Genomic DNA, 20,383 nt, shown 5'->3' on the forward strand with positions numbered 1-20,383 from the left:
CGACGAAGGGAAAACCGCCGGCAGAAAAGGGAAATCCGGCGGAGTCCGCCAGTTCGGCGGGGCTTGCTCACGATCGCGATCGTATCGACGTGGCGCCCCGTTCATAACCGAACAACGGACCAGCCCGCACGCGCGTTCCCGGGCGACCACCCGAACCGGGTGAGTCTCAGCACGCGTTGGTCAAGGTGAGCACCGCGGTGACCGGAAACCCTCCTTCGTGCAGCACGCGGGTGCATGCGGTCGCCGTCGCACCGGTGGTGATCACGTCGTCGAGTAGCACCACGGGAGTGGCCGGCGGTGGCAAGCCGCGGGAGTCCAGCCGGATCCGGCCCGCCAGGTTCGCCGCCCGCTGCTCACGGTCGAGGCCGACGGCGTCGCGGACACCCCGGCCCAGGCGCAGCGCCGGAGCCACCGCGGCGGCGTGCCCCGCGGCGGCGAGTTCGGCAGCGCAGGCACGGGCCAGCCGCAGCAGGTGCGGGCCACCCCGGACCCGGGAGGCGGCCCGCCGCGACGGCACGGGCACCAGCCACCACCGGCCCGTGGCGTCGGCACGCGCCGAGGGCAGGTACGGGAGCGCGGCGGCGAGCGCCGCGCCCAGCCGGCCGGCGACGTCACGGCGGCCGCGCTCCTTGTAGGCCAGCACGAGGCGCCGCGCCGGGCCCGCGTACCGGGCCAACGCATACACCGGCGACATCCCGGTCGGCCCGCGGACCACCGGCTCCGGCCGCGCCAGTACGGCGAAACAGTCCGGGCAACACGCCGAACCCGCGGCGTCGCAGCCCGCGCAGGTCGCCGGCAGAACCAGGTCGAGGACACCCTTGACGAACCCCATGCCAGGAGTGTGCCCCGGGGCACCGACAGTTCCGGGCCGGCGCTGAATCGGGTCTGCCGCGGAGGCGGGTAAACCCGGGCCGGGTTGTGTTTCCAAGGCGGCGGAGTCGCTTGCTGTGGGCCATCCACTCGCACAGCGAAACAGTTTCTAGCCGGGGTAGAAGGGATCCGCCCCTGGGAAGGTGTGCGCCTGTGGGCGCCACACCTCGCCGAGATCGGAGGCGGTCCACAGGCCACCGCTGTCCGCCACCACAATGGGCCGGCCTGGCGCCGCGGTGATCGAACTGACCCTCGGCGTGAGGTTGGAGCTGTTGAACGGGTCGACACGGAGCCCGTCGACCGGCACCTTGACCACCGGTTGCGACGACGACTGGGTCGCCACGACCAGGCTGTCCTGGCTCAGCCAGTCGACATCCACCGCCTGTGCGTCGCTGCCGACCGGCAGGATCCGCGACCCGCGCAGCTGCACTGCGTCCTGGCTGCGGACCACCGAGGCCACCATCAGCTGCCCGTTGACCACCATCGCAACCCGGGCACCGTCCCGCGAGAGCCTCAGCACCGTGATCGAGCCGTTGGCCACCACGTCCCCGGCGTTGACCGCCTGCGGCACCCAGCCGAGGTCGGAGGTGCGCAGCACCCGGATTACGTTCACCCCGCCCACCACCGTCCACACCTCGCCGGTGCTGTCGGTGCTCGCCGTGGGACGCCAGGTCGGGCGAGTCATCGTGCTGCCGGCCAGGGGGTCGGTCGACGTTTCCACCGTCAGCGCGTCGCGGCCGAACGCACCGATGCGCAGTCGCTCACGGTTACCGTCCTGCTCCACGATGGCCAACTGCCGGCCGTCGAGGGACTGGGCGGCGCTCTTCACGTGGTAGACGCCCTGCCCGGCCGGGCCGGCGATGGGCTCGCCGTCGCCCAGTGACCGGATGCGGTCGTTGACCACCATCAAGCCCGGCTGGTCCGCACTCGGGGAAGCCATCCCCGTGTAGGACGGCAGGTCCGAGGGCAGCCATTCCGACTGCCCGTCGACCAGCGGACTCCCGTCGGAGAGCAGCCGGAGCCGGTTCGGGGTCACGGTCTGCAAGGACAGCACGATCTGCGCGGCGATCAGGCGCTTTATGTCAGGCGGCTGGCCGCTGACGCCGGTCAGCGGCACGACCAGCGCGCCATCGCCGGTGGCGGTCACGGGCCCATCCGCGTTGGCGCCTTCGGGGAGCGCGTTGCGCACCGCCCCGCGGAGCTGGTCGGAAGGCCCGTCCAGCAGCAGCCGCACCACCCGGTCCGCCAGCCCGGACTGTGGCACACCGGCGACATAGCGCAGGTCCGGCACCACGGTATTCGAGTCCGCGGCGAAGAAGTACACCGGTACCCGCACGTAGTTCATGGTGAAATCGCTGTAGGCGAGCACCATCTTGGGCGGCGGGTTCACGATCCGCCACTGGCCGTCGGGCTGCTTCTGCACCGTGACCGACTGGTTGTAGGAACCTTTGGAAGCGATGAAAGCGCTGTCCGAATTGAGCGTGCCGACGGTTTGGCCGTGGATGACCACCTCGACCTGGTTGGGGTCGGTCTGCGTCTCCGGTGCGTACACGGTGTTGAACTGGTCATCGATGATGTTCATGATGTTGTCCGGATGCCAGTTCTTGTCCGCACCCTCCGTCAGGTAGAGGCGGGCCGCGCCGTTGTTGGACAGAGGCGCGGCACTGGCGTGCACGAAGTCGCGCACCACGGTGAGCGCGTCGATGTCCTTCTCCGGCTTCTGCAGGTCCGGGTTCGTGGTCTGCCCCAGCTCCCCCCGGGGGACGGCGACCGGCTGGGACTCCTCCACCACGGTCGCGCAGCCCGCGGTCACCACGGCGGCCATGGCCAGCGCTGCGCCGGCAACGCCACGCAACATGGCGTCGCGGGTGACTCGCCTCACTTACGCGTCCTCCTTGTGCAGTTCGGGGACGCACACCACGGCGATCACCCCGTTGCGGGTCTGGCCGTTCGTCCCGGCGTCGGGCGGCACGAGCGGAAGCGGGATCTTCTCGAACGGCTCACCCTGCCGCCGCGGCAGGGTGAGCCGGAAGCACGCACCCTCGCCCGGCGCACCCCAGGCCTCCAGGAACCCGCCATGCAGCCGGGCGTCCTCGTGGCTGATGGCCAGCCCGAGCCCGGTGCCCCCGGTCCGCCGGTTCCGCGACGGGTCCGCCCGCCAGAACCGGTTGAACACCAGATCGGCCTCACCGGGCCGCAGGCCCACGCCGTGGTCCCGCACGGCGAACGCCACGGCGTGCTCGTTGGCGCGCAGGATGATCCGGACGGGCCTGCCTTCGCTGTGGTCCACCGCGTTGGCGAGCAGGTTGCGCAGGATGCGCTCGACCCGACGCGCATCGATTTCCGCCGGGGTCTCCTCGTCGGGCAGGTCCACCTCGATGGCGCTGCCCGCGTTGCCCGCGATCACCCGGACCTGCTCGACCGCGCGCAACGCGACCGGCGCCACGTCGATGTACTCGGCGGACAGCTCCTCGACACCGGCGTCCAGCCGGCTGATCTCCAGCAGGTCGCCGAGGAGGGCCTCGAACCGGTCGAGTTCGTCGACGAGCAGTTCGGTGGAGCGGGCGAGCCCGGCGGGGAACTGCTCGCGGGAGGCATGGAGGACGTCCGCCGCCATGCGCACGGTCGTCAGCGGGGTACGCAGCTCATGGGACACGTCGGAGGTGAACCGGCGTTGCAACGTGCCGAACTCCTCCAGTTGCCGGATCTGACGCTGGATGCTCGCCGCCATCTCGTTGTAGGACACCGCGAGCTTCGACAGGTCGTCCTCACCGGTCACGGGCAGCCGCTGGTCGAGATCACCTCCGGCGAACCGCGCCGCCGCGGCGGCGGCCTGCCGGACCGGCCGCACGACCTGCCGGGTGACCAGGTTGCTGATCCCCGCCAGCAACCCGAGCAGCACCAGGCCACCGACCAGCAGCGTGTTCTGCACCGTGGACACGGTGTTCTGCTCGGCCGTCATCGGGAACAGCAGGTACAGCTGGATGGGGCGGCCGGTGGTGGTGACCGGCGCGCCGACGATCAGGTACGTGGTGTGGGCGCCGGAGTTGTCTCCGACGGTGTGGATCTGCCAGGCCACCTCGTTCGCCTCGGCGAAGCGCTGCAGCGCGTCGGGCACCTTCCCGATCGGCCCGGCCGACTCGGCCGAGTTCGACCCGCCGGCGCTGAGCACGGGTTCGAAGGCGCCGGCGGCCGAGGTGGCGGAGCCTCCCGGCTCCTCGGACGAGCTGCTGGTGATCTTCTTGAGCACGTTGGTCAGCCGGTCGGTCAGCGCGTCCTGGTCGCTGATGCCGACCAGCTCGCTCTCGGCGGTGCCGACCACCTGCAGTGTCTGCGCCACCGCGGCCTGACGCTTGGTGTCGGTCAGCCGCGTGGTGATCTGGTTCTGCAGCACCATGCCGAGCACGAACACCACGGCCGAAGACAGCGCGAGCGTCGACACGGTGACCCGGAACTGCAGCGAATGACGCCACAACTCGCCAAACGCCACCACGCGGCCCCGGCCGAAGGCGATCACGCGGTGCACCAGCCGCCCCAGGCGCCCGGCGGGGTTACGCGGTGCCGGCCCGCCCGTAGGCGAACGCTCAGCCCGGGCACCACCGGTCAGGTCCGGTTGCGCTGAGCCGGCGTCGCCCTCGGCGTTGGCACGCTCAGTCGTCATCTCGTCCTGCCGCCTCGCGATTCCGCGAACTTGTTCCTGGTCGCCGGTGCTTACGGCGGGCCCGCCTTGTATCCGACCCCGCGCACGGTGAGCACCACTTCAGGATGCTCCGGGTCACGCTCGACCTTCGAGCGCAGCCGCTGGACGTGCACGTTGACCAGCCGGGTGTCGGCCGCGTGCCGGTAACCCCACACCTGTTCCAGCAGCACTTCCCGAGTGAACACCTGGCGGGGCTTGCGGGCCAGCGCGACGAGCAGGTCGAACTCGAGCGGGGTGAGCGGGATGGCCTTGCCCTCCCTGGTCACCTCGTGTCCAGGCACGTCGATGGTGAGGTCCCCGATGGCCAGCGACTCGGCGGGTTCGGCCTCCGTCCGGCGCAGCCGCGCCCGGACCCGCGCCACCAGCTCCTTCGGCTTGAACGGCTTCACCACGTAGTCGTCGGCGCCGGATTCCAGGCCGAGGACGATGTCCACCGTGTCACTCTTGGCGGTGAGCATCACGATCGGAACCCCGGACTCCGCCCTGATCGCCTTGCAGACGTCGATGCCGTTCATGCCGGGGAGCATCAGGTCCAGCAGCACGAGATCGGGCTTGAGGTCCCGCACGGCGGGCAGCGCCCGAGAGCCGTCGGGGACGACGGCCGTATCGAAGCCCTCGCCACGCAGCACGATGGTAAGCATCTCCGCGAGTGCAGGGTCGTCGTCGACCACCAAGACACGTGCCTTCATGTCCACATATTCGCACTGCGGACGCTGTTCGTGACTTCCGACCCGGCATCTGGCGACAGCTTAGCTCGGATGGCCCAGCGATCCGACCTGATCCGTTACTGGAGAGTCCTTGTCGGTCAAGGTAAATCGAGTACCCGGACGAGTTCGGCGGCGTCGTGGGTGGTCCCGCCGTCGAGCACCCGCCACGGCGAAAGCCACGCCTCGGCGGCCAGCTGGTCGTAGACCCGCGCGCAGCGGGCCTGGAGTTCGTCGTCGGATTCGAAGGCGTCCTTCGCGCGCCCCTCCTCGGTCGCGGCGCGCCGCTCGGCCCGCTCGGCGGCGACCTCCGGAGCGACCCGGAACAGGAGCTGCACGGTGGGTACCGGCAGGCCGAACCGGTCGATTTCCAGCTCACGCACCCAGCGCACGAACTCTCCGTGCGCATCCTGGTGCAGCCGCGCCGCACCGTATGCGGAGTTGGACGCAACGTAACGGTCGAGCAGGACGACGTCATGCAGTTTCAGCGCGGCCTCGATTTCCTCAACGGCGTCGCGGCGGTCGAGCGCGTACAGCATGGCCATGCCGTAGACCGAATCCCCGAGGTCACCGTGACCGCGGTGCAGCGCCTCGTGGATGAGGTCGGCGTGCACGCTCCTGCCATAACGGGGAAAGGCGAGCGTCGCCACGCTCGCGCCCGCGTCGTGCCACGCCTTGGTCAGCGCTTCGGCGAGCGTGCGCTTGCCCGCCCCGTCCAGCCCCTCGATCACCACCAGTCGGCCCACGTCACGAGCCTATCGGCAGTCCTTCAACGGACTTCGAGGCCATTGGCCTTGGCCGCCTCAGCCTGGCGCCGGTCGCGGGTGACCAATGTGGGTGGTTCCCCGATGAGCTTCGGCACGTCGTGCAGGGCGACCGCGAGGTGGATGGCGTCCAGCGTGCGAAGTGAGGGGTGGTCCAGCACGAGCCGCCTGGCCACGGGCAGGATCCGATGCGGCGCGAGCGGCACCATCGCGACAACACCGGAATCAGTGTCCTCATCGAAGCGTGAGAGGGCTGGCCCTTCATTCTTGACCCGCCCTGCGTCGCGCGCCGAAGCCAGGGCACTGGCGAACTCCACGCGGGTCAAGTCGCTGGTAAGCACGTCGTGCTCACCAGCAAAGAGGAGATTCGCGAGTTCCCGGTGCTCCAGTTCATCCGGCAGGTACGCGCGAACAAAAGCGCTTGTATCCACATACAGCGTTTTCACCATTCCCCCCGGGTCCACTCAAGAGCCTCACTGACCGCGGTTCCGCTGCCCCGCATGAGCTCTTCCAACTCCTCACGGCTGGGCACCGGGCCCTCCGGTTTGAAGGAGATAATCTTTCCTTCCCGACGCAGGCGCCGGTGCCGTTCCTGTGGGGTTTCCTTCCGGTCCACGGCCGCCCGTAGGGTTTCGGTGACGAACTCGTTGACGCTGCGCCCCTCCGCCTCGGCCATCGCCTTGATGCGGGCGTGAAGCTCGTCATCGAGCCGCGTGATCATTTGTTTCATACTTCGATGATAGCGCGTCAGCGCAAGATGATAGCGCGGTTGGCCGAGGCCAACCGCGCTATATCGGGGGTACAAATCAGTAGCGGTAGTGATCGGGCTTGAACGGGCCTTCGGGGTCCACGTCGATGTATTCGGCCTGTTCCTTGGTCAGCTTGGTGAGTTCGCCGCCCAGCGCCCGCAGGTGGATCTGCGCGACCTTCTCGTCGAGCTTCTTGGGCAGCCGGTAGACCTCGCGGTCGTACTCCTCGTGCTTGGTGAACAGCTCGATCTGCGCGATCACCTGGTTGGAAAAGCTGTTGGACATCACGAAGCTCGGGTGCCCGGTCGCGTTCCCGAGATTGAGCAGGCGACCCTCCGACAGCACGATGATCGAATGCCCGTCCGGGAAGGTCCACTCGTCGACCTGCGGCTTGATGTTCACCCGCCGGATGCCCGGGTAGCGGGCCAGGCCGGCCATGTCGATCTCGTTGTCGAAGTGCCCGATGTTGCCCACGATCGTCTGGTGCTTCATGCGGGCCATGTGCTCGGCCAGCACCACGTCCTTGTTACCGGTGGTGGTGATCACGATGTCCGCCTCGGCCAGTGCCGATTCCAGGGTCTTGACCTGGAAGCCGTCCATCGCCGCCTGCAGCGCGCAGATCGGGTCGATCTCGGTGACGATCACGCGGGCGCCCTGCCCGGACAGCGACTCCGCCGCCCCCTTCCCCACGTCGCCGTAACCGCACACCACCGCGACCTTCCCGCCGATGAGCACGTCGGTGCCCCGGTTGATGCCGTCGATGAGCGAGTGGCGGATGCCGTAGCGGTTGTCGAACTTCGACTTGGTCACCGCGTCGTTGACGTTGATCGCCGGGAACAGCAGGTCACCGGCGGCGGCCAGCTGGTACAGCCGCAGCACGCCGGTGGTGGTCTCCTCGGTCACGCCCCGGATGCCCTCGCCGATCCGCGTCCACTTGCCCGCGTCCGCCTTGAGCGACTCCCGCAGCAGCGACAGGAAGACCTTCCACTCGTCGGGGTCGTCGTCCTCCGGGGTGGGCACCACACCGGCCTTCTCGTACTGGGTGCCGCGGTGCACCAGCATCGTCGCGTCCCCGCCGTCGTCGAGGATCATGTTCGGGCCCGCACCGTCCCAGGTCAGCGCCCGATCCGTGCACCACCAGTACTCCGGCAGCGACTCGCCCTTCCACGCGAAGACCGGCACGCCCCGCGGGTTCTCCGGGGTGCCGTGCGGGCCGACGACCACGGCCGCCGCCGCGTGGTCCTGCGTCGAAAAGATGTTGCACGACGCCCAGCGGACCTCCGCACCGAGCGCGACCAACGTCTCGATGAGCACCGCTGTCTGGACCGTCATGTGCAGTGAGCCCGAGACCCGCGCCCCGCGCAGGGGGTAGACCTCGGCGTATTCGCGGCGAAGCGCCATCAGACCCGGCATCTCGTGCTCGGCCAGCCGGATCTCCTTCCGGCCGAACTCGGCGAGTTCGAGATCCGCTACCGCGAACTCCACGCCATTACGGGTGTCGTGGCGCTTGGCAACGCTTTCGGGGGTCATCTGGCATTTCCTCCAAGGATCGGCGACAAGTGAACAGTACCGTCCAGTTGTCCTATGCGTTTCACCGTGAAAAGGGAGGCTGCACGTGCCGATACCCGGCCCCGAGACCCGGATCGTCGAGCTGCGCGTGCCCGGCTCGGGCGGCACCGGCGGCGAATCGCTGCTCGATGCCGTGAGCACGGTCGAGGTGGCCGGGGACGGGATCGGCCGGGTGGTCCGCCCGTCCGACCGGCTGCGCCGCCCGGCGCCCGGCCCCGTGCTGCGGGCGCTCGGCCGCCCGGTGCCTCGCACCCTCGAAGGCTACCTGTGGAGCGGAATGACCTCCGGTGGGGCGGCGAAGGCGAGCTGGGCACTGCTGTTCCCGTTCTCGCTCGCGAACGTGGCGCACTGGATGCTGCCGCCGGTACCCGAAGGCAGCCGTGCCGCGACGGCGCTCGGCGGGATCTGCCGTGGTCTCCTGCGGGTCGCCGGGTTGCTGCTGACCATGCTGCTGGTCAGTCAGCTCGCGGTGGTCGCGCTCGACGAGTTCGCGATGCAGTGCCTTGCCCCGGCGAGTGGCTGTCTCACCGCGGTACCCGACCGGCTGCGGGAGATCGCGCCGCTGCGCATGGCGGCCGGACTGCTGCCGCTCGGCGTGGTGATCTTCGTGCTGCACCGGCTGTCCGGCACCGACTGGCAGGTCACCACGAACGACGTCACACCACGGGGCGTCGCATTGCCCGGCGACGCCCTGCGCCGGACTCGCTCGTCCGCGCTGCACGGCCTGCACACCCTGGCGGCGCTGGCATCGGTCGCGCTGGTCGCGCTGGGCGGGCCCACGCATCCGCCGGGGCTGTTGCCCGAGCTCGTCGCCTGGGTCTTCGCCCTTGCCCTGGTCCTCGCGGCCGTCGTGCTCGCGGGGTCCGGAGTCTGGGGCCTGCGCACGAGCGCGCGCCGGATCGTGATCGCGTTCGCCGCCCTCGTCATGGTCGCGACGGCGGGATTCGAACCGCCGGGCCCACGGGAATCCGGCATCGCCGATACCACCGTGGAGACGATCGGCGCAGCGCTGCTCGGCGTGTGCGTACTGTTCGCGCTCCTCCTCGTTCCGGCCGCGCTGCTGGCCCGCCGGTCCTGGCGCACCCTGCCCAACCGGCTACGCCCGTGGCTGGGCGGCTGGGCGGCCGCGCCGGTGCTCGCCCTGGCGGTGCTGCTGGGCGCCGGCTTCGGCGCCGGGCTGGCGATCGGCGCCCGCCGCGCGCTCAGGGCCGAAGGGCTGCGCCTGCCCGCCGGCTATACCGCGATCACCACGGTGTGGGGCGCCGGGCTGGTGCTGGCCGGAGTCGTCGCGCTGCTCGCGTTCGCGATCGGCGTGCCGGTGCGACGGAGGAAGCGCGGTGTGCCCGACGTGGTGCGGCTGTTGCAGGACAATCCGGGCGACGAGCGCCTCGCCGCCCGGGCCTGGGCCCGCTCGGCCTGGGAGCGGCGCCACCTGCACCATCTCGCGCTGGCCGTGGTCCTGGGTATGTCCGCCTGCGCCGCCGCGCTGCCGGCTGCCCGGTTCGGCTTCCACCGGCTGCCCGGCTGGCTCGATCAGCTGTCCGGCGTCGGGCTCTTCGCGCTGGGCGCGATGGCCGCCGGGCTGCTGCGCGTGGTGTACACCGCGGCCAGGAAACCGGGCCGCAACCGGCATCTGGGCGCACTGGCGGACCTGGTCTGCTTCTGGCCCCGCGCCGCGCACCCCACGGTTCCGCCGTGCTACGCGCTCAAGGCCGTGCCGGAGCTGACCGCCCGGGCCAAGCACCATCTCGCCGAGCCGAACACGCGGGTCGTTCTGGGCGGGCACGACCAGGGCAGCCTGCTCGCGCTGGTCGCCACCGCCCGGCTCCTGCACAGCCCGGACGTCGACCGGGAGCGCGTGGGCCTGCTGACGGCCGGTTCCCCGCTGCAGTGGGGCTACCAGCGCGCCTTCCCCGCCGTGCTCTCCCACCAGTCGCTGACCTCGTTGTACGGGGCGCTCGAAGGCCGGTGGCGGGGACTGGCACGCGGCACCGACATCTTCGGCGGCGGGGTGACCACCTGGCGCCAGCAGGTGGTGGACGGGAAGTTGATCGGCGACGGCTACCGCGTCAACGGCACCACCGGACCGTTGCCGCCCGCGCGGCCCCAGCCGACCGGCGCGCTGGTGCTCGGCGGCGATCACTGGCTGCCCGACCCGATCCGCGACACGCCCGGCCTTCGCCGGTGGCCCGCCGGCATCCTCGGGCACACCGGCTACGAGGTCGATCCCGAATGGGACCGGGCGGTGGCGATGGCCGCCGGCCTGGAGCGGCCGGACAGCCCGTCCCGCGCGCTCGGCGAGCAGGTGCCGCTGTTTCCCGACCTGCCCCGGTTCAACATCAACCTCGCGCGGTGACGTTCATTCACTAGACGGCCTCGGCGGGCTGCCGCCGTTGCTTGCCGAGGACGGCGTGCTGCCGGCCGTAGGCGAAATAGATCAACACGCCGACCACCATCCAGACCGCGAACCGGATCCAGGTGAGCACGGCCAGGTTCAGCATCAACCACACGCAGGTCAGGATCGCCAGGATCGGGACCACCGGCATGCCGGGCACGCGGAATGCCCGCGGCAGCTCGGGATGCGTCCGCCGCAGCACCAGTACGCCACCCGAGACCAGCACGAACGCGAACAGCGTGCCCACGTTGACCATCTCCTCCAGCTTCTCGGCCGGGAAGAAGCCCGCCGTGACCGCGACCAGCAGGGCGACCAGCAGGGTCGCGCCGACGGGGGTAGCGCGCCGCCCGGTGCGGGCCAGCGCTTGCGGCAGCAGACCGTCACGCGACATCGCGAACAGGATCCGGGCCTGGCCCAGCATCAGCACCAGCACGACGGTGGTGAGCCCGGCCAACGCGCCGACCGAGATCACCTGGGCCGCCCAGTTGACACCGTTGAGCGCGAACGCCGTGGCCAGCGTCTTGTGGCTGCCGTCTCCCGCCGCGGTCGCGAGGTTGGTGTAGGGCACCATGCCGACGATCACCAGCGCCACCCCGACGTACAGCACGGTCACGATGACCAGCGAGCCGAGGATGCCGCGCGGCACCGACTTGCTCGGGTTGCGGGTCTCCTCCGCCGTGGTCGCCACGATGTCGAACCCGATGAACGCGAAGAACACCAGCGAAGCGCCGGCCAGCAACCCGAACGCGCCGTAGGTGCTCGTGGTGCCGCCCGCCAGCAACGAGAACAGTGACTGGTTGAGCCCGCTCTCGCCGGCACCGCTGGTCGCGGCGGGCGGAATGAACGGGTGATAGTTGACGGTCTTGACGTAGAGCAGGCCGAGCACGATGACGAACACCACGATCGCCACCTTGATCGCGGTGATCACCATGGACACTCGTGAGGAGAGCTTCGTGCCGAGCGCCAGCACGGTGGCCAGTACCACCACCAGCGCCAGGGCGCCCCAGTCCATGCTCACTGCCCCCAGCGGAATGGTGGTCTTCGCGCCCGCGCCGAACAGGTAGCCCAGGATCGTCTGCAGATAGATCGACCAGCCCTTGGCCACCGCGGCGGCGCCGACCGCCAGCTCCAGCACCAGGTCCCAGCCGATGATCCAGGCGGCGAACTCGCCGAAAGTGGCGTAGGAAAACGTGTAAGCGCTTCCCGCGACCGGCACCGTGGAGGCGAACTCGGCGTAGCAGAGCGCCGCCAGCCCGCAGGCGATCGCCGCCAGTACGAAGGAAATCGCGACCGACGGCCCGGCGTAGTCGCCGGCGGCGCGGGCGGTCAGCGTGAAGATACCGGCGCCGATCACCACCGCGACGCCGAAGACAGTGAGGTCCCATGTGGACAGATTCCGCCGCAGTTTGGTTCGGGGTTCGTCGGTGTCCCTGATCGACTGCTCGACCGACTTCGTCCGGAACAACCCCGTACCGGGCACGCCTGCCTCCCGATGTCCTCCGCTCGCTGGCTGCGTGAATTCACCGTAACCCGGCGAAGGAGGGTGGGCATTTCAGCGAGCGCGCACAGCGGAGGCCATGGAGTGGCCTGCGGGGTGGTGCAGCCGGCGAAACCTCGACCGCCTACGAGGTCAACTCGCGGTCAAGGTCGGGTTCGAGGTAGATCAACCGCGCCGAAGGCACCTTCGCCCGCACCCGGGCCTCGGCCTCGTCGATCGCCCGCGCGACTTCCCCGGCGGTCAGCTTCGGGGTCAGCGCGAGCTTGGCAGCCACCAGCAGTTCGTCCGGGCCGAGGTAGAGGGTGCGGATGTGGATCACACGCTGCACCGGGCTGGACACCAGTTCGGCGACGATCGTCCGGAGTTCGGTCTCGGTCGCGCCCTCGCCGATGAGCAGGCTCTTCATCTCGACGATGAGGATGATCGCGATGACGCCCAGCAGCACACCGATGGCCAGCGTGCCGATCCCGTCCCACACGGGGTTCCCGGTCAGCACCGACAGGCCGACCCCGGCCAGCGCGAACGCGAGGCCCAGCAGCGCGCCGCTGTCCTCCAGCAGTACCACCGGGAGTTCCGGGGTGCGCGACTGGCGGATGAAGCCCCACCACGACACCGAGCCCTTGATCTTCTTCGACTCGCGCATCGCGGTCACGAAGCTGTAGCCCTCGAGCGAGATCGCGACCACCAGGATGATCACCGCGACCAGCGGGGTGCGCAGCGGCTCGGGGTGCAGGACCTTCTCGATGCCCTCGTACACCGCGAACGCCGACCCGAGGGTGAACAGCATCAGCGCGACGATGAACGAGTAGAAGTACCGCTCACGCCCGAAACCGAACGGATGCTCCGGCGTCGCCCGGCGCCGTGACTGCTTCTGGCCGAGCAGCAGCAGGCCCTGGTTGGAGGTGTCAGCGAGCGAGTGCACCGACTCGGCCAGCATCGACGACGAGCCGGTGAACAGGAAGCCGGCGAACTTCGCCAGCGCGATGCCCGCGTTGGCGGCGAGCGCCGCCATGATCGCCTTGGTTCCGCCGCTTGCCGACACGCGACCCCTCTCGGATCGGTTCCGGCCTTGCCGGACTACCGCCGCGGATTCTAACCGGTTGCGGGGTGACCGCCGGCGAGGCCGCCGGTCCGGCACGGTCCGTCATCGAGGCACGGCAAGTTGATGACAGATAACCGAAAGCAATCTAGTGAGTTTCTTACAAACCAAATGTCCGGTTATGGTGGCCCTCCCACGGAGGAAGGCGAGATGACGAAATTCGGCGTGCTGGGACCCCTGACGATCGAAAACGGCAGGGGTGAGGGCCTCCAGCTACGCGGAGAGCGGTTGAGGTCACTCCTCGCGATGCTGCTGTTCCGGGCCAACCAGCGCATCTCCATCCCACAACTGGTCGACGCCATCTGGACCGATCTGCCCCCGAAGTCCTACGCCTCGAACCTGCACACCTACGTTTCGCGGCTCCGCGAGCGGCTGGACGGAGTCCAGATCGACCACGCGTCCGACGGCTACCGGCTACAGGTCCAGCCCGAAGACCTCGACCTGCTGATGTTCCGCGAAGAAGCCGACGCCGGCATCCGGGCCGCACGCAGCGGCGATCCGGCCCGTGCGGCGAAGCATCTGCGCCGGGCCCTGGCCCAATGGCGTGGCCAGCCACTGAGCGACCTGCACGTGCCCCAGCTCACCACCGAAGCGAGCTGGCTGGAGGCGGAACGCCTTGCGGTACAGGAAGAATGCATCGATGCCGAGCTTGCCAGCGGCCACCACGCCGAACTGGTCGGTCCGTTGCAGGGCATGCTCGCCGAGAACCCGCTCCGGGAACGCACCGCGTCCCAGCTGATGTATGCCCTGCACTATTGCGGACAGCGTGCCCAGGCGCTGGAGGTTTATCAGCGGACTCGGGCAGCCCTGGTCGAAGAACTCGGTGTCGAGCCGGGCGCGATACTCCGCCGCGCGCATACCGCGGTCCTCAACGGCGACGATCGAAGACCGCGCACGCCGGCCGTCTGCGCGTCGCCGTGGCCGGTCTGCCAGTTGCCCCCGATGGTCACCGATTTCTCCGGCCGCGAAAGGGAAATCGGCACGCTGACCGATCCGGCCCCGGTGACCGTGATCAGCGGCGAGCCGGGGGTGGGCAAGACCACACTCGCGGTTCAGGTCGCGCACCGGCTGCGGTCGGACTTCCCGGACGGCCAGCTGTTCATCTCGTTGAACGGCACGACGGCGCCGCGGGAAGTCGGTGCCGTGCTCACCGACGTGCTTCGTTCCCTGGGCGTCGGCGCAGCGGATATTTCCGAAGACCTGCAAGCCCGCGCGTCGGCCTACCGCGGCATGCTCACCGACCGCCGGGTGCTCGTCGTGCTCGACGACGCCGCCGACCCGGCCCAGGTCCGGCCGCTGCTCCCGGGCCTGCGGGGCTGCGCGGTACTGGTGACCAGCCGCCGGAAGCTCAGCGCGCTCGAAGGGGCACGGCGGATCGAACTCGGCCCGCTCAGCGACACGGAGGCCGGGCAGTTGCTGGGCCGGATCGCCGGCGCGGACCGCATCAAGGAGGACTGGGCGGCGGCTACCCGGATCATGGCCGCATGCGGCAACCTTCCGCTGGCGCTGCGGATCGCGGGCACCCGATTGACGGTCCGCCCGCATCTCGACCTGGCCACGCTGGCCCACAAGCTCGAGGACGAGCGACGCCGCCTGGACGAGCTGAGGGCCAGCGACCTCGAGGTGCGCGGCAGCATCGCGCTCAGTTATCAGGGGTTGAGTCCACCCGCACAAGACGCCTTACGCGCGATCGCTTGGTGCCGTAACACGGAGCAACCTGCCTGGGCGACCACCGCGCTGATCAACCATCCGGCCTCCGACGGCATCGTCGAGGAACTGGTGGAGGCGAGCCTGCTCCAGCCCGTCCGGAAGGACGCCACCGGAGAGCCCCGGTACCGATTGCACGACATGGTCCGGCTCTACGCGACGGAACTCGGGGCGGCGATGGACTCACGTGCCGACCGGGTGGCCTCCATCCGTGGGCTCGCGGACGCCGCGATCGGACTGGCGGACCAGGCCGCCCGCGAGCTTTCGCCGGCTACGCTCACCCCCGCCGAGCTGCCGCCGCAACCGTTGCCGACCGATCTGGTCGAACGCCTGGTTGCCGACCCGGAGGCATGGTTCGCCACCGAGCGGGAAAACCTGGTCGGCGCCGTCGAGTCCATGTGCGCGCTGGGCTGGCGCTCCGAGGCGGTGCTGCTGACCGAGCGCCTCGCCGTCTACCTCCGGATGCACGGACACCACACCGACCTGCACACCTGTCACCACACCCTCGCCCAATACACCTCGTAGGGTCACCTTGCCGAGCCGGCAAGGTGACCCTCGTGGCAGATCGGTCAGGCGGCCTGCTTGGCCTTCACGTAGCGACGGTTGGCGGGCATCCAGACCATCACCAGCGTCGCGATGGCCAGGAGAGAGGTCAAGCCTGCCAGTCCGTTCATGGCGCCGGTGCCGACGTCGATGAGTTGGATAAGGCCCACGACGATCGCCACCGCGGCCACGATCGTGGTCAGCACGTTCGCCCAGACCCGCCCTGCCAGCACACCGAACACGAGCAGGAGTACCGCGAGCACGATGGCGACGTAGGCGCGGGTGTTCAGGGTGCTGACCGCGTCGTCGATCATCGAGCCGGCGCCGAGTTCGTTGGCCAGATCCGCCAGATCACCCAACACGCTCACCGCGGCGTCGCGACCGCCGGTGAGGAACAGGATCTGGTCGATAATGCTGACGACAGCGGTGAGGACGGCCAGGCCCAGGGTGACGGTCAGAGTGCCTGGGCGACTCATGACGGCCGCGCCATTCGGGCTGGTGACCTGGGCAGTGGGATGGGACATGACGACCGTGTTCTCCTCGTAGCGAATTGAGTTCCCTCTTTTGGGTCTTGACTGACCCGAGTGGGGGAAGGATGCCGCAACCCACTACACGGAACGAACACAATTCGTCACAACGTCCATCAGCGACGGAAGCGAGAACTCACCTGGGTGGAGTCTTGCGTCTCAACGCCGATGTACCGAGCCGGAGGTGGCGCGGAAGAGCTGGGCGCGCCCCTCGCCGACCGGGCGAAGGGTGACCGGAGGGTTCGACGCGGGCAGCCACATCGACTGGCCGCGGGCCAGCTCCACCGAACGACCGTCGTCCGCGCGGACGGACACCGCACCGGCGGTGCAGAGCAGGATCTGCGGACGGCCCCCGTGTGTCCGGAGCTCACCGCGGTCCCCCGCGTCCCATTCGCACCGCACCAACTCGAACTCGGGCGCGTCCGTGGTGTAAACGTCGCCGCAATCGCCCGCTTCACCGCGCAACACCGGCATGTCACAGCACGTGAAGTCCACCACGCGCAGCAGTTCCGGCACGTCGACGTGCTTCGGGGTCAGCCCGCAGCGCAGGATGTTGTCGGAGTTGGCCAGTATCTCCACGGCGGTGCCGTGCAGATAGAGGTGCAGGTTCCCGGCCGGCAGATAGATCGCCTCGCCCGCGCCCAGGATGAGCCGGTTGAGCAGCAGCGCGGCCAGGACCCCGGCGTCCCGCGGGTGCGCCTCGCCCAGTTCCAGGATTGTCCGGCACTCGGTGTCGAACTCTCCGTGGTCCTTGACGTGGAGCACGCATGCGTCCAGCACCTCGGGCAGCAGCTCGTCAAGGGTGGCCTGCGGCAGCGTGATCCAGGTCGTGAACAGCGCCCGCATGCCGTCGGAGTCGGGCTGCGCGGCCAGCAGTTCGGTGTACTTGGCCAGGCCGGGCGTCTCCACCGCACGCAGCAGTTCGACCGTCCGGTGCGGGTCGCGGAATCCGGCCAGCGCGTGGAACTCGGTGAGGGCGCAGACCAGCTCCGGCTTGGCCGTCGGGTCCGGGTAGTTGCGGTTCGGCGCGTCCCGCGTGATGCCTGCCGCCTCCTCGCGGGCGTAGCCCTCGCGCGCCTGCCCGGCCGACGGGTGCGCCTGCATCGACAGCGGTTCCTCCACCGCCAGGATCTTCAGCAGGAACGGCAGCCGGTTCTCCCAGCGCTGCGCGCAGTCTCGCCCGAGCTGCCCCTCGGGGTCGGCCTCGATGAGTTCGAGCAGGCTGCGCTCCACCCCATCGGTGCCGATCACCAGGGACGGGTCGCCGGGGTGGGCCCCCATCCACAACTCCGCCTCCGGATGCGGCGACGGCACCTCCCTGCCCTGCAACTCCGGGATGGTCGTCCTGGACCCCCACGCGTAGGGCCGCACGGCATTGCGGAGCAGCTCCACTTGTTTCTCAACTCCTAGTCAGTGGCCATCGTTCGAGGCGAACAAGCCGGCACTCAGGCGGTCGCCGGCGTGAAGTGACCGGCCCCGCCCATGGTTCCCGCCGCGAGCCCGAGGTAGAGCGCGGCGAGTTCGAACCGTAGCGCGAGCACGCCCGCGCGCACCGGGTCCTCCCCGGCGATCTCGTCCGCGGGTGCGATCAGGCCCGCTCCGGGCAGGGTGTGCGTCGCCTCGTACCGGGCCGTGTCCGCGGCTGGGCCGGTGTGCACCGCCAGCAGCAGGACGCGCGGTTTGGGGCCGGCCGGATCGGTGTCCGGGTCGGCGAAGATGTCCCGCTCGCTGCTGCTCGCCAGTGCCGCGCGCAGCAGCGCCGGACGGGCCACCGCCTGGCGGAAGTCGGCGACGTCGCACACCGTGCCCGCATGCGCGCCGAGCGAGTAGGCAGCGTGTTCGGCAACCGCCAGAGCAAGCGGATCGAGCCCCCACAGCAGCGGGACTCGCTCGGCGAGCTGCAGCGCCAGTGCCTTCGCGGGGTTGGCGAAGGAGTCACGGCCCAGGTGCCCGCGTTCCGCCTCGGCGTCGAGCTGGTCGGCCAGCGACTCGACGTCGGCCACGAGCAGGCCGAGCGCGTTCGCGGTGAGCAGGCCGGCGGCGAGACCGCGGGCGAAGGTCAGTTCCGGCGGCACCGGGACGCGCGGGGTCAGCAGGATGCCCTTGCCCGCGATCGACGCGGCCACGGGCCCCTCCTGCGGGCCGGACAGCACGACACTCGCGCCGTACCGCGCCGCCCGTTCGATGCCGGCGGCCAGTTCCCGGTCTCCCGGGTCGTCGGTGTGCGCGAAGACGACATCGAGCGCGCCGATCCAGGGCGGTACGGCGTCGGCGGTCACGATCGGGACGGGGCAGGAGGGCGCCAGCAGGGCGGCGAGCAGCCTCGTCACCGCCCGGCCCACGCCAGGCCGCACCACCAGCACCACCGCACGCGGCCGGCCGACGTCGAGCCGGTCGGCGAGTTCGGTCTCGGCGGCGACCTCGGTGGTCGACCGGACCTGGGCACCGGCCATCGCCGCGGCTCGCAGCAGCCCGTGCGAATCGGCCTCCGCCAGCCTCGCGGGGTCGTCGAGCAGGGTGTCGTCAAGCACCGTCGGCACTGGTGTCATCCGGGTTCGTGGCCTCGTCGAGCAGGAGCACCGGGATGCCGTCGCGCACCGGGAACACCCGCCCGCATGCGGTGCAGGTCAGTGCGTCCGCATCGGGGTCGCTCGGCGTGCCCACCCGCAGCGGCGCGTGGTCCGGCGAGGGACACGCGAGGATCTCCAGCAACTGGGCATCGAGCGTGACAGCCATAGCTTCTCCTTACCACGCCTCACCGGCGATCAACCACGGACAATCGCAAGCACGTCACCGGCGAGGGCGTCCACCGCCTCCTGGGTGGGCGCCTCGACGTTGAGCCGCAGCAGCGGTTCGGTGTTGGAAGGCCGGAGGTTGAACCAGGCGCCGTCGGGCAGGTGCACGCTGAGGCCGTCGAGCTCCTCGATCGTCACGCCGGGGCGGCCGGAATAGGCGTCCTTGACCGCCTGCTGGCGCGCCCGCTGGTCGCCCACCGTCGAGTTGATCTCGCCGGAAGCGGCGTAGCGCTGGTACTCGGCGGTCAGTCGAGAGAGCGGGACGTCCTGCTCGCCGAGCGCGGCGAGCACGTGCAGCGCGGCGAGCATGCCCGTGTCGGCGCGCCAGAAGTCGCGGAAGTAGTAGTGCGCGGAGTGCTCACCACCGAAGATCGCCCCGGTGCGCGCCATCTCCGCCTTGATGAACGAGTGACCGACGCGAGTGCGCACCACCTTCCCGCCGTGCTCGGCCACGATCTCGGGCACGGCCTTCGAAGTGATCAGGTTGTGGATGATCGTCGCGCCCGGTTCCTTGGCCAGCTCACGGGTGGCCACCAGCGCGGTGATCGCGCTCGGCGACACCGGGTCGCCGTTCTCGTCGACCACGAAGCAGCGGTCGGCGTCGCCGTCGAAGGCCAGGCCCGCGTCGGCGCCCACCTCGCGGACCTTGGCCTGCAGGTCGACCAGGTTCTTCGGGTCGAGCGGGTTGGCCTCGTGGTTCGGGAAGGAGCCGTCGAGCTCGAAGTACATCGGCACGACCTCGATCGGCAGGGGAGGCAGCGCACCGGATGCCGACGGCATGCCGAAAACGGTGGGGACGGTGTGCCCGCCCATGCCGTTACCGGCGTCCACCACGACCTTGAGCGGCCGGATCGCCGAGAGATCGACCAGGTCGCGCAGGTAGGCGGCGTAGTCGGCGAGCACGTCACGCTCGGTCACCGTGCCCGGCGCACCCTGGAACTGCGGCACGCCCTGCTCGACGGCCGCGCGGATCTCGGCCAGCCCGGTGTCCTGGCCGACCGGCGCGGCGCCGGCCCGGCACAGCTTGATGCCGTTGTACTCGGCCGGGTTGTGGCTCGCGGTGAACATGGCGCCGGGCAGGTTCAGCGAGCCGGAGGCGAAGTAGAGCTGGTCGGTGCTGGCCAGGCCGATCGACACCACGTCGACGCCCTGGGAGGTGACGCCTTCGGCGAACGCGGCGGCCAGCGACGGGGAAGACTCGCGCATGTCGTGCCCGACGACCACCGATGCCGACTCGGACTTGATCAGCCGCGCGAACGCGGCGCCGAAGTCGCGTACCAGGCCGGCGTCGAGTTGCTTTCCGACCAAGCCACGGATGTCATAGGCCTTCACGATGGCCGACAGGTCTGACACGCGTTCTCTCCGGCTCCTTCGACGACTGCGGATAAGGGAAGCCTACCGGGCTCGACCAGCGGACTCCCATGAGATCGGCACGCGGGCGCCACCGATTTTCGGATGCGCCA

Annotated in this window: 17 protein-coding genes; 2 read left to right on the forward strand and 15 right to left on the reverse strand. The window is 69.9% G+C overall.

What is annotated here, in order from left to right; genetic code table 11:
* Positions 1-166: 166 nt before the first annotated feature.
* The 8 genes from A3CU_RS0114790 to ahcY form a co-directional block, all read right to left on the reverse strand.
* Positions 167-832, reverse strand: a complete 666-nt coding sequence (locus tag A3CU_RS0114790) for a ComF family protein (RefSeq protein ID WP_027942953.1) — start codon at positions 830-832, stop codon at positions 167-169.
* A gap of 147 nt (positions 833-979) precedes the next feature.
* Positions 980-2,728, reverse strand: a complete 1,749-nt coding sequence (locus A3CU_RS0114795) for an LpqB family beta-propeller domain-containing protein (protein ID WP_043841184.1) — start codon at positions 2,726-2,728, stop codon at positions 980-982.
* Positions 2,729-2,752: 24 nt separating this feature from the next.
* Positions 2,753-4,408, reverse strand: coding sequence for an MtrAB system histidine kinase MtrB (gene mtrB / locus A3CU_RS0114800; RefSeq protein ID WP_027942955.1), 1,656 nt, complete (start codon positions 4,406-4,408; stop codon positions 2,753-2,755).
* Between the two features lie 173 nt (positions 4,409-4,581).
* The gene (gene mtrA / locus A3CU_RS0114805) at positions 4,582-5,259 is read right to left on the reverse strand and encodes an MtrAB system response regulator MtrA (protein WP_027942956.1); all 678 of its coding nucleotides are present in this window, start codon (positions 5,257-5,259) and stop codon (positions 4,582-4,584) included.
* A gap of 116 nt (positions 5,260-5,375) precedes the next feature.
* Positions 5,376-6,020, reverse strand: a complete 645-nt coding sequence (locus tag A3CU_RS0114810; RefSeq protein WP_027942957.1) for a dTMP kinase — start codon at positions 6,018-6,020, stop codon at positions 5,376-5,378.
* A 23-nt stretch (positions 6,021-6,043) separates the two neighbouring features.
* Positions 6,044-6,487 carry a type II toxin-antitoxin system VapC family toxin gene (locus tag A3CU_RS0114815; RefSeq protein ID WP_027942958.1) on the reverse strand — a complete coding sequence of 148 codons (444 nt, stop codon included), beginning with the start codon at positions 6,485-6,487 and terminating at the stop codon, positions 6,044-6,046.
* Positions 6,481-6,768: a toxin-antitoxin system HicB family antitoxin gene (locus A3CU_RS0114820; RefSeq protein WP_027942959.1), complete on the reverse strand. Its 288-nt coding sequence runs from the start codon at positions 6,766-6,768 to the stop codon at positions 6,481-6,483. Before A3CU_RS0114820 ends, A3CU_RS0114815 begins: the two co-directional genes overlap by 7 nt.
* 76 nt (positions 6,769-6,844) lie before the next feature.
* Positions 6,845-8,317 carry an adenosylhomocysteinase gene (gene ahcY, locus A3CU_RS0114825; protein WP_027942960.1) on the reverse strand — a complete coding sequence of 491 codons (1,473 nt, stop codon included), beginning with the start codon at positions 8,315-8,317 and terminating at the stop codon, positions 6,845-6,847.
* Positions 8,318-8,408: 91 nt separating this feature from the next.
* Here ahcY and A3CU_RS0114830 point away from each other — a divergent pair, with 91 nt between their 5' ends.
* Positions 8,409-10,712 (forward strand): membrane protein, encoded by a 2,304-nt coding sequence (locus tag A3CU_RS0114830; RefSeq protein WP_043841225.1) that lies wholly within the window; start codon positions 8,409-8,411, stop codon positions 10,710-10,712.
* Between the two features lie 10 nt (positions 10,713-10,722).
* On the opposite strand, the gene A3CU_RS0114835 is transcribed toward A3CU_RS0114830, so the two are convergent.
* Together A3CU_RS0114835 and A3CU_RS0114840 are read right to left on the reverse strand one after the other, a co-directional pair.
* Positions 10,723-12,231, reverse strand: coding sequence for an amino acid permease (locus tag A3CU_RS0114835; RefSeq protein ID WP_027942962.1), 1,509 nt, complete (start codon positions 12,229-12,231; stop codon positions 10,723-10,725).
* 142 nt (positions 12,232-12,373) lie between these two features.
* Positions 12,374-13,291, reverse strand: coding sequence for a cation diffusion facilitator family transporter (locus A3CU_RS0114840; RefSeq protein WP_027942963.1), 918 nt, complete (start codon positions 13,289-13,291; stop codon positions 12,374-12,376).
* Between the two features lie 207 nt (positions 13,292-13,498).
* Here A3CU_RS0114840 and A3CU_RS44840 point away from each other — a divergent pair, with 207 nt between their 5' ends.
* On the forward strand, positions 13,499-15,580 hold the full coding sequence (locus A3CU_RS44840) for an AfsR/SARP family transcriptional regulator (RefSeq protein ID WP_052371738.1): 2,082 nt from the start codon (positions 13,499-13,501) through the stop codon (positions 15,578-15,580).
* A gap of 44 nt (positions 15,581-15,624) precedes the next feature.
* Here A3CU_RS44840 and A3CU_RS0114850 read toward each other — a convergent pair whose 3' ends face one another.
* The 5 genes from A3CU_RS0114850 to A3CU_RS0114870 all read right to left on the reverse strand — a co-directional run bounded on the left by A3CU_RS0114850 (position 15,625) and on the right by A3CU_RS0114870 (position 20,273).
* Positions 15,625-16,122: a hypothetical protein gene (locus A3CU_RS0114850; RefSeq protein ID WP_027942964.1), complete on the reverse strand. Its 498-nt coding sequence runs from the start codon at positions 16,120-16,122 to the stop codon at positions 15,625-15,627.
* Positions 16,123-16,284: 162 nt separating this feature from the next.
* Positions 16,285-17,517, reverse strand: coding sequence for a mannose-6-phosphate isomerase, class I (gene manA, locus A3CU_RS0114855; RefSeq protein WP_027942965.1), 1,233 nt, complete (start codon positions 17,515-17,517; stop codon positions 16,285-16,287).
* Positions 17,518-17,570: 53 nt separating this feature from the next.
* Positions 17,571-18,674, reverse strand: a complete 1,104-nt coding sequence (locus A3CU_RS0114860; RefSeq protein WP_084143277.1) for an SIS domain-containing protein — start codon at positions 18,672-18,674, stop codon at positions 17,571-17,573.
* On the reverse strand, positions 18,649-18,861 hold the full coding sequence (locus A3CU_RS0114865; RefSeq protein ID WP_027942967.1) for a Trm112 family protein: 213 nt from the start codon (positions 18,859-18,861) through the stop codon (positions 18,649-18,651). The genes A3CU_RS0114860 and A3CU_RS0114865 overlap by 26 nt, the downstream gene beginning before the upstream one ends.
* 29 nt (positions 18,862-18,890) lie before the next feature.
* Positions 18,891-20,273, reverse strand: coding sequence for a phosphomannomutase/phosphoglucomutase (locus A3CU_RS0114870; protein ID WP_027942968.1), 1,383 nt, complete (start codon positions 20,271-20,273; stop codon positions 18,891-18,893).
* Between the last annotated feature and the right edge of the window lie 110 nt (positions 20,274-20,383).

The organism is Amycolatopsis taiwanensis DSM 45107, from assembly GCF_000519205.1.
Lineage (GTDB): Bacteria > Actinomycetota > Actinomycetes > Mycobacteriales > Pseudonocardiaceae > Amycolatopsis_E > Amycolatopsis_E taiwanensis.

Bases quoted from the DNA above. Each gene is read 5' to 3' on its own strand.
- A3CU_RS0114790 (WP_027942953.1), bottom strand. From the start codon at position 832: ATGGGGTTCGTCAAGGGTGTCCTCGACCTGGTTCTGCCGGCGACCTGC.
- A3CU_RS0114795 (WP_043841184.1), bottom strand. From the start codon at position 2,728: ATGTTGCGTGGCGTTGCCGGCGCAGCGCTGGCCATGGCCGCCGTGGTG.
- mtrA (WP_027942956.1), bottom strand. From the start codon at position 5,259: ATGAAGGCACGTGTCTTGGTGGTCGACGACGACCCTGCACTCGCGGAG.
- A3CU_RS0114815 (WP_027942958.1), bottom strand. From the start codon at position 6,487: ATGGTGAAAACGCTGTATGTGGATACAAGCGCTTTTGTTCGCGCGTAC.
- A3CU_RS0114820 (WP_027942959.1), bottom strand. From the start codon at position 6,768: ATGAAACAAATGATCACGCGGCTCGATGACGAGCTTCACGCCCGCATC.
- ahcY (WP_027942960.1), bottom strand. From the start codon at position 8,317: ATGACCCCCGAAAGCGTTGCCAAGCGCCACGACACCCGTAATGGCGTG.
- A3CU_RS44840 (WP_052371738.1), top strand. From the start codon at position 13,499: ATGACGAAATTCGGCGTGCTGGGACCCCTGACGATCGAAAACGGCAGG.
- A3CU_RS0114850 (WP_027942964.1), bottom strand. From the start codon at position 16,122: ATGTCCCATCCCACTGCCCAGGTCACCAGCCCGAATGGCGCGGCCGTC.
- A3CU_RS0114860 (WP_084143277.1), bottom strand. From the start codon at position 18,674: ATGACACCAGTGCCGACGGTGCTTGACGACACCCTGCTCGACGACCCC.
- A3CU_RS0114865 (WP_027942967.1), bottom strand. From the start codon at position 18,861: ATGGCTGTCACGCTCGATGCCCAGTTGCTGGAGATCCTCGCGTGTCCC.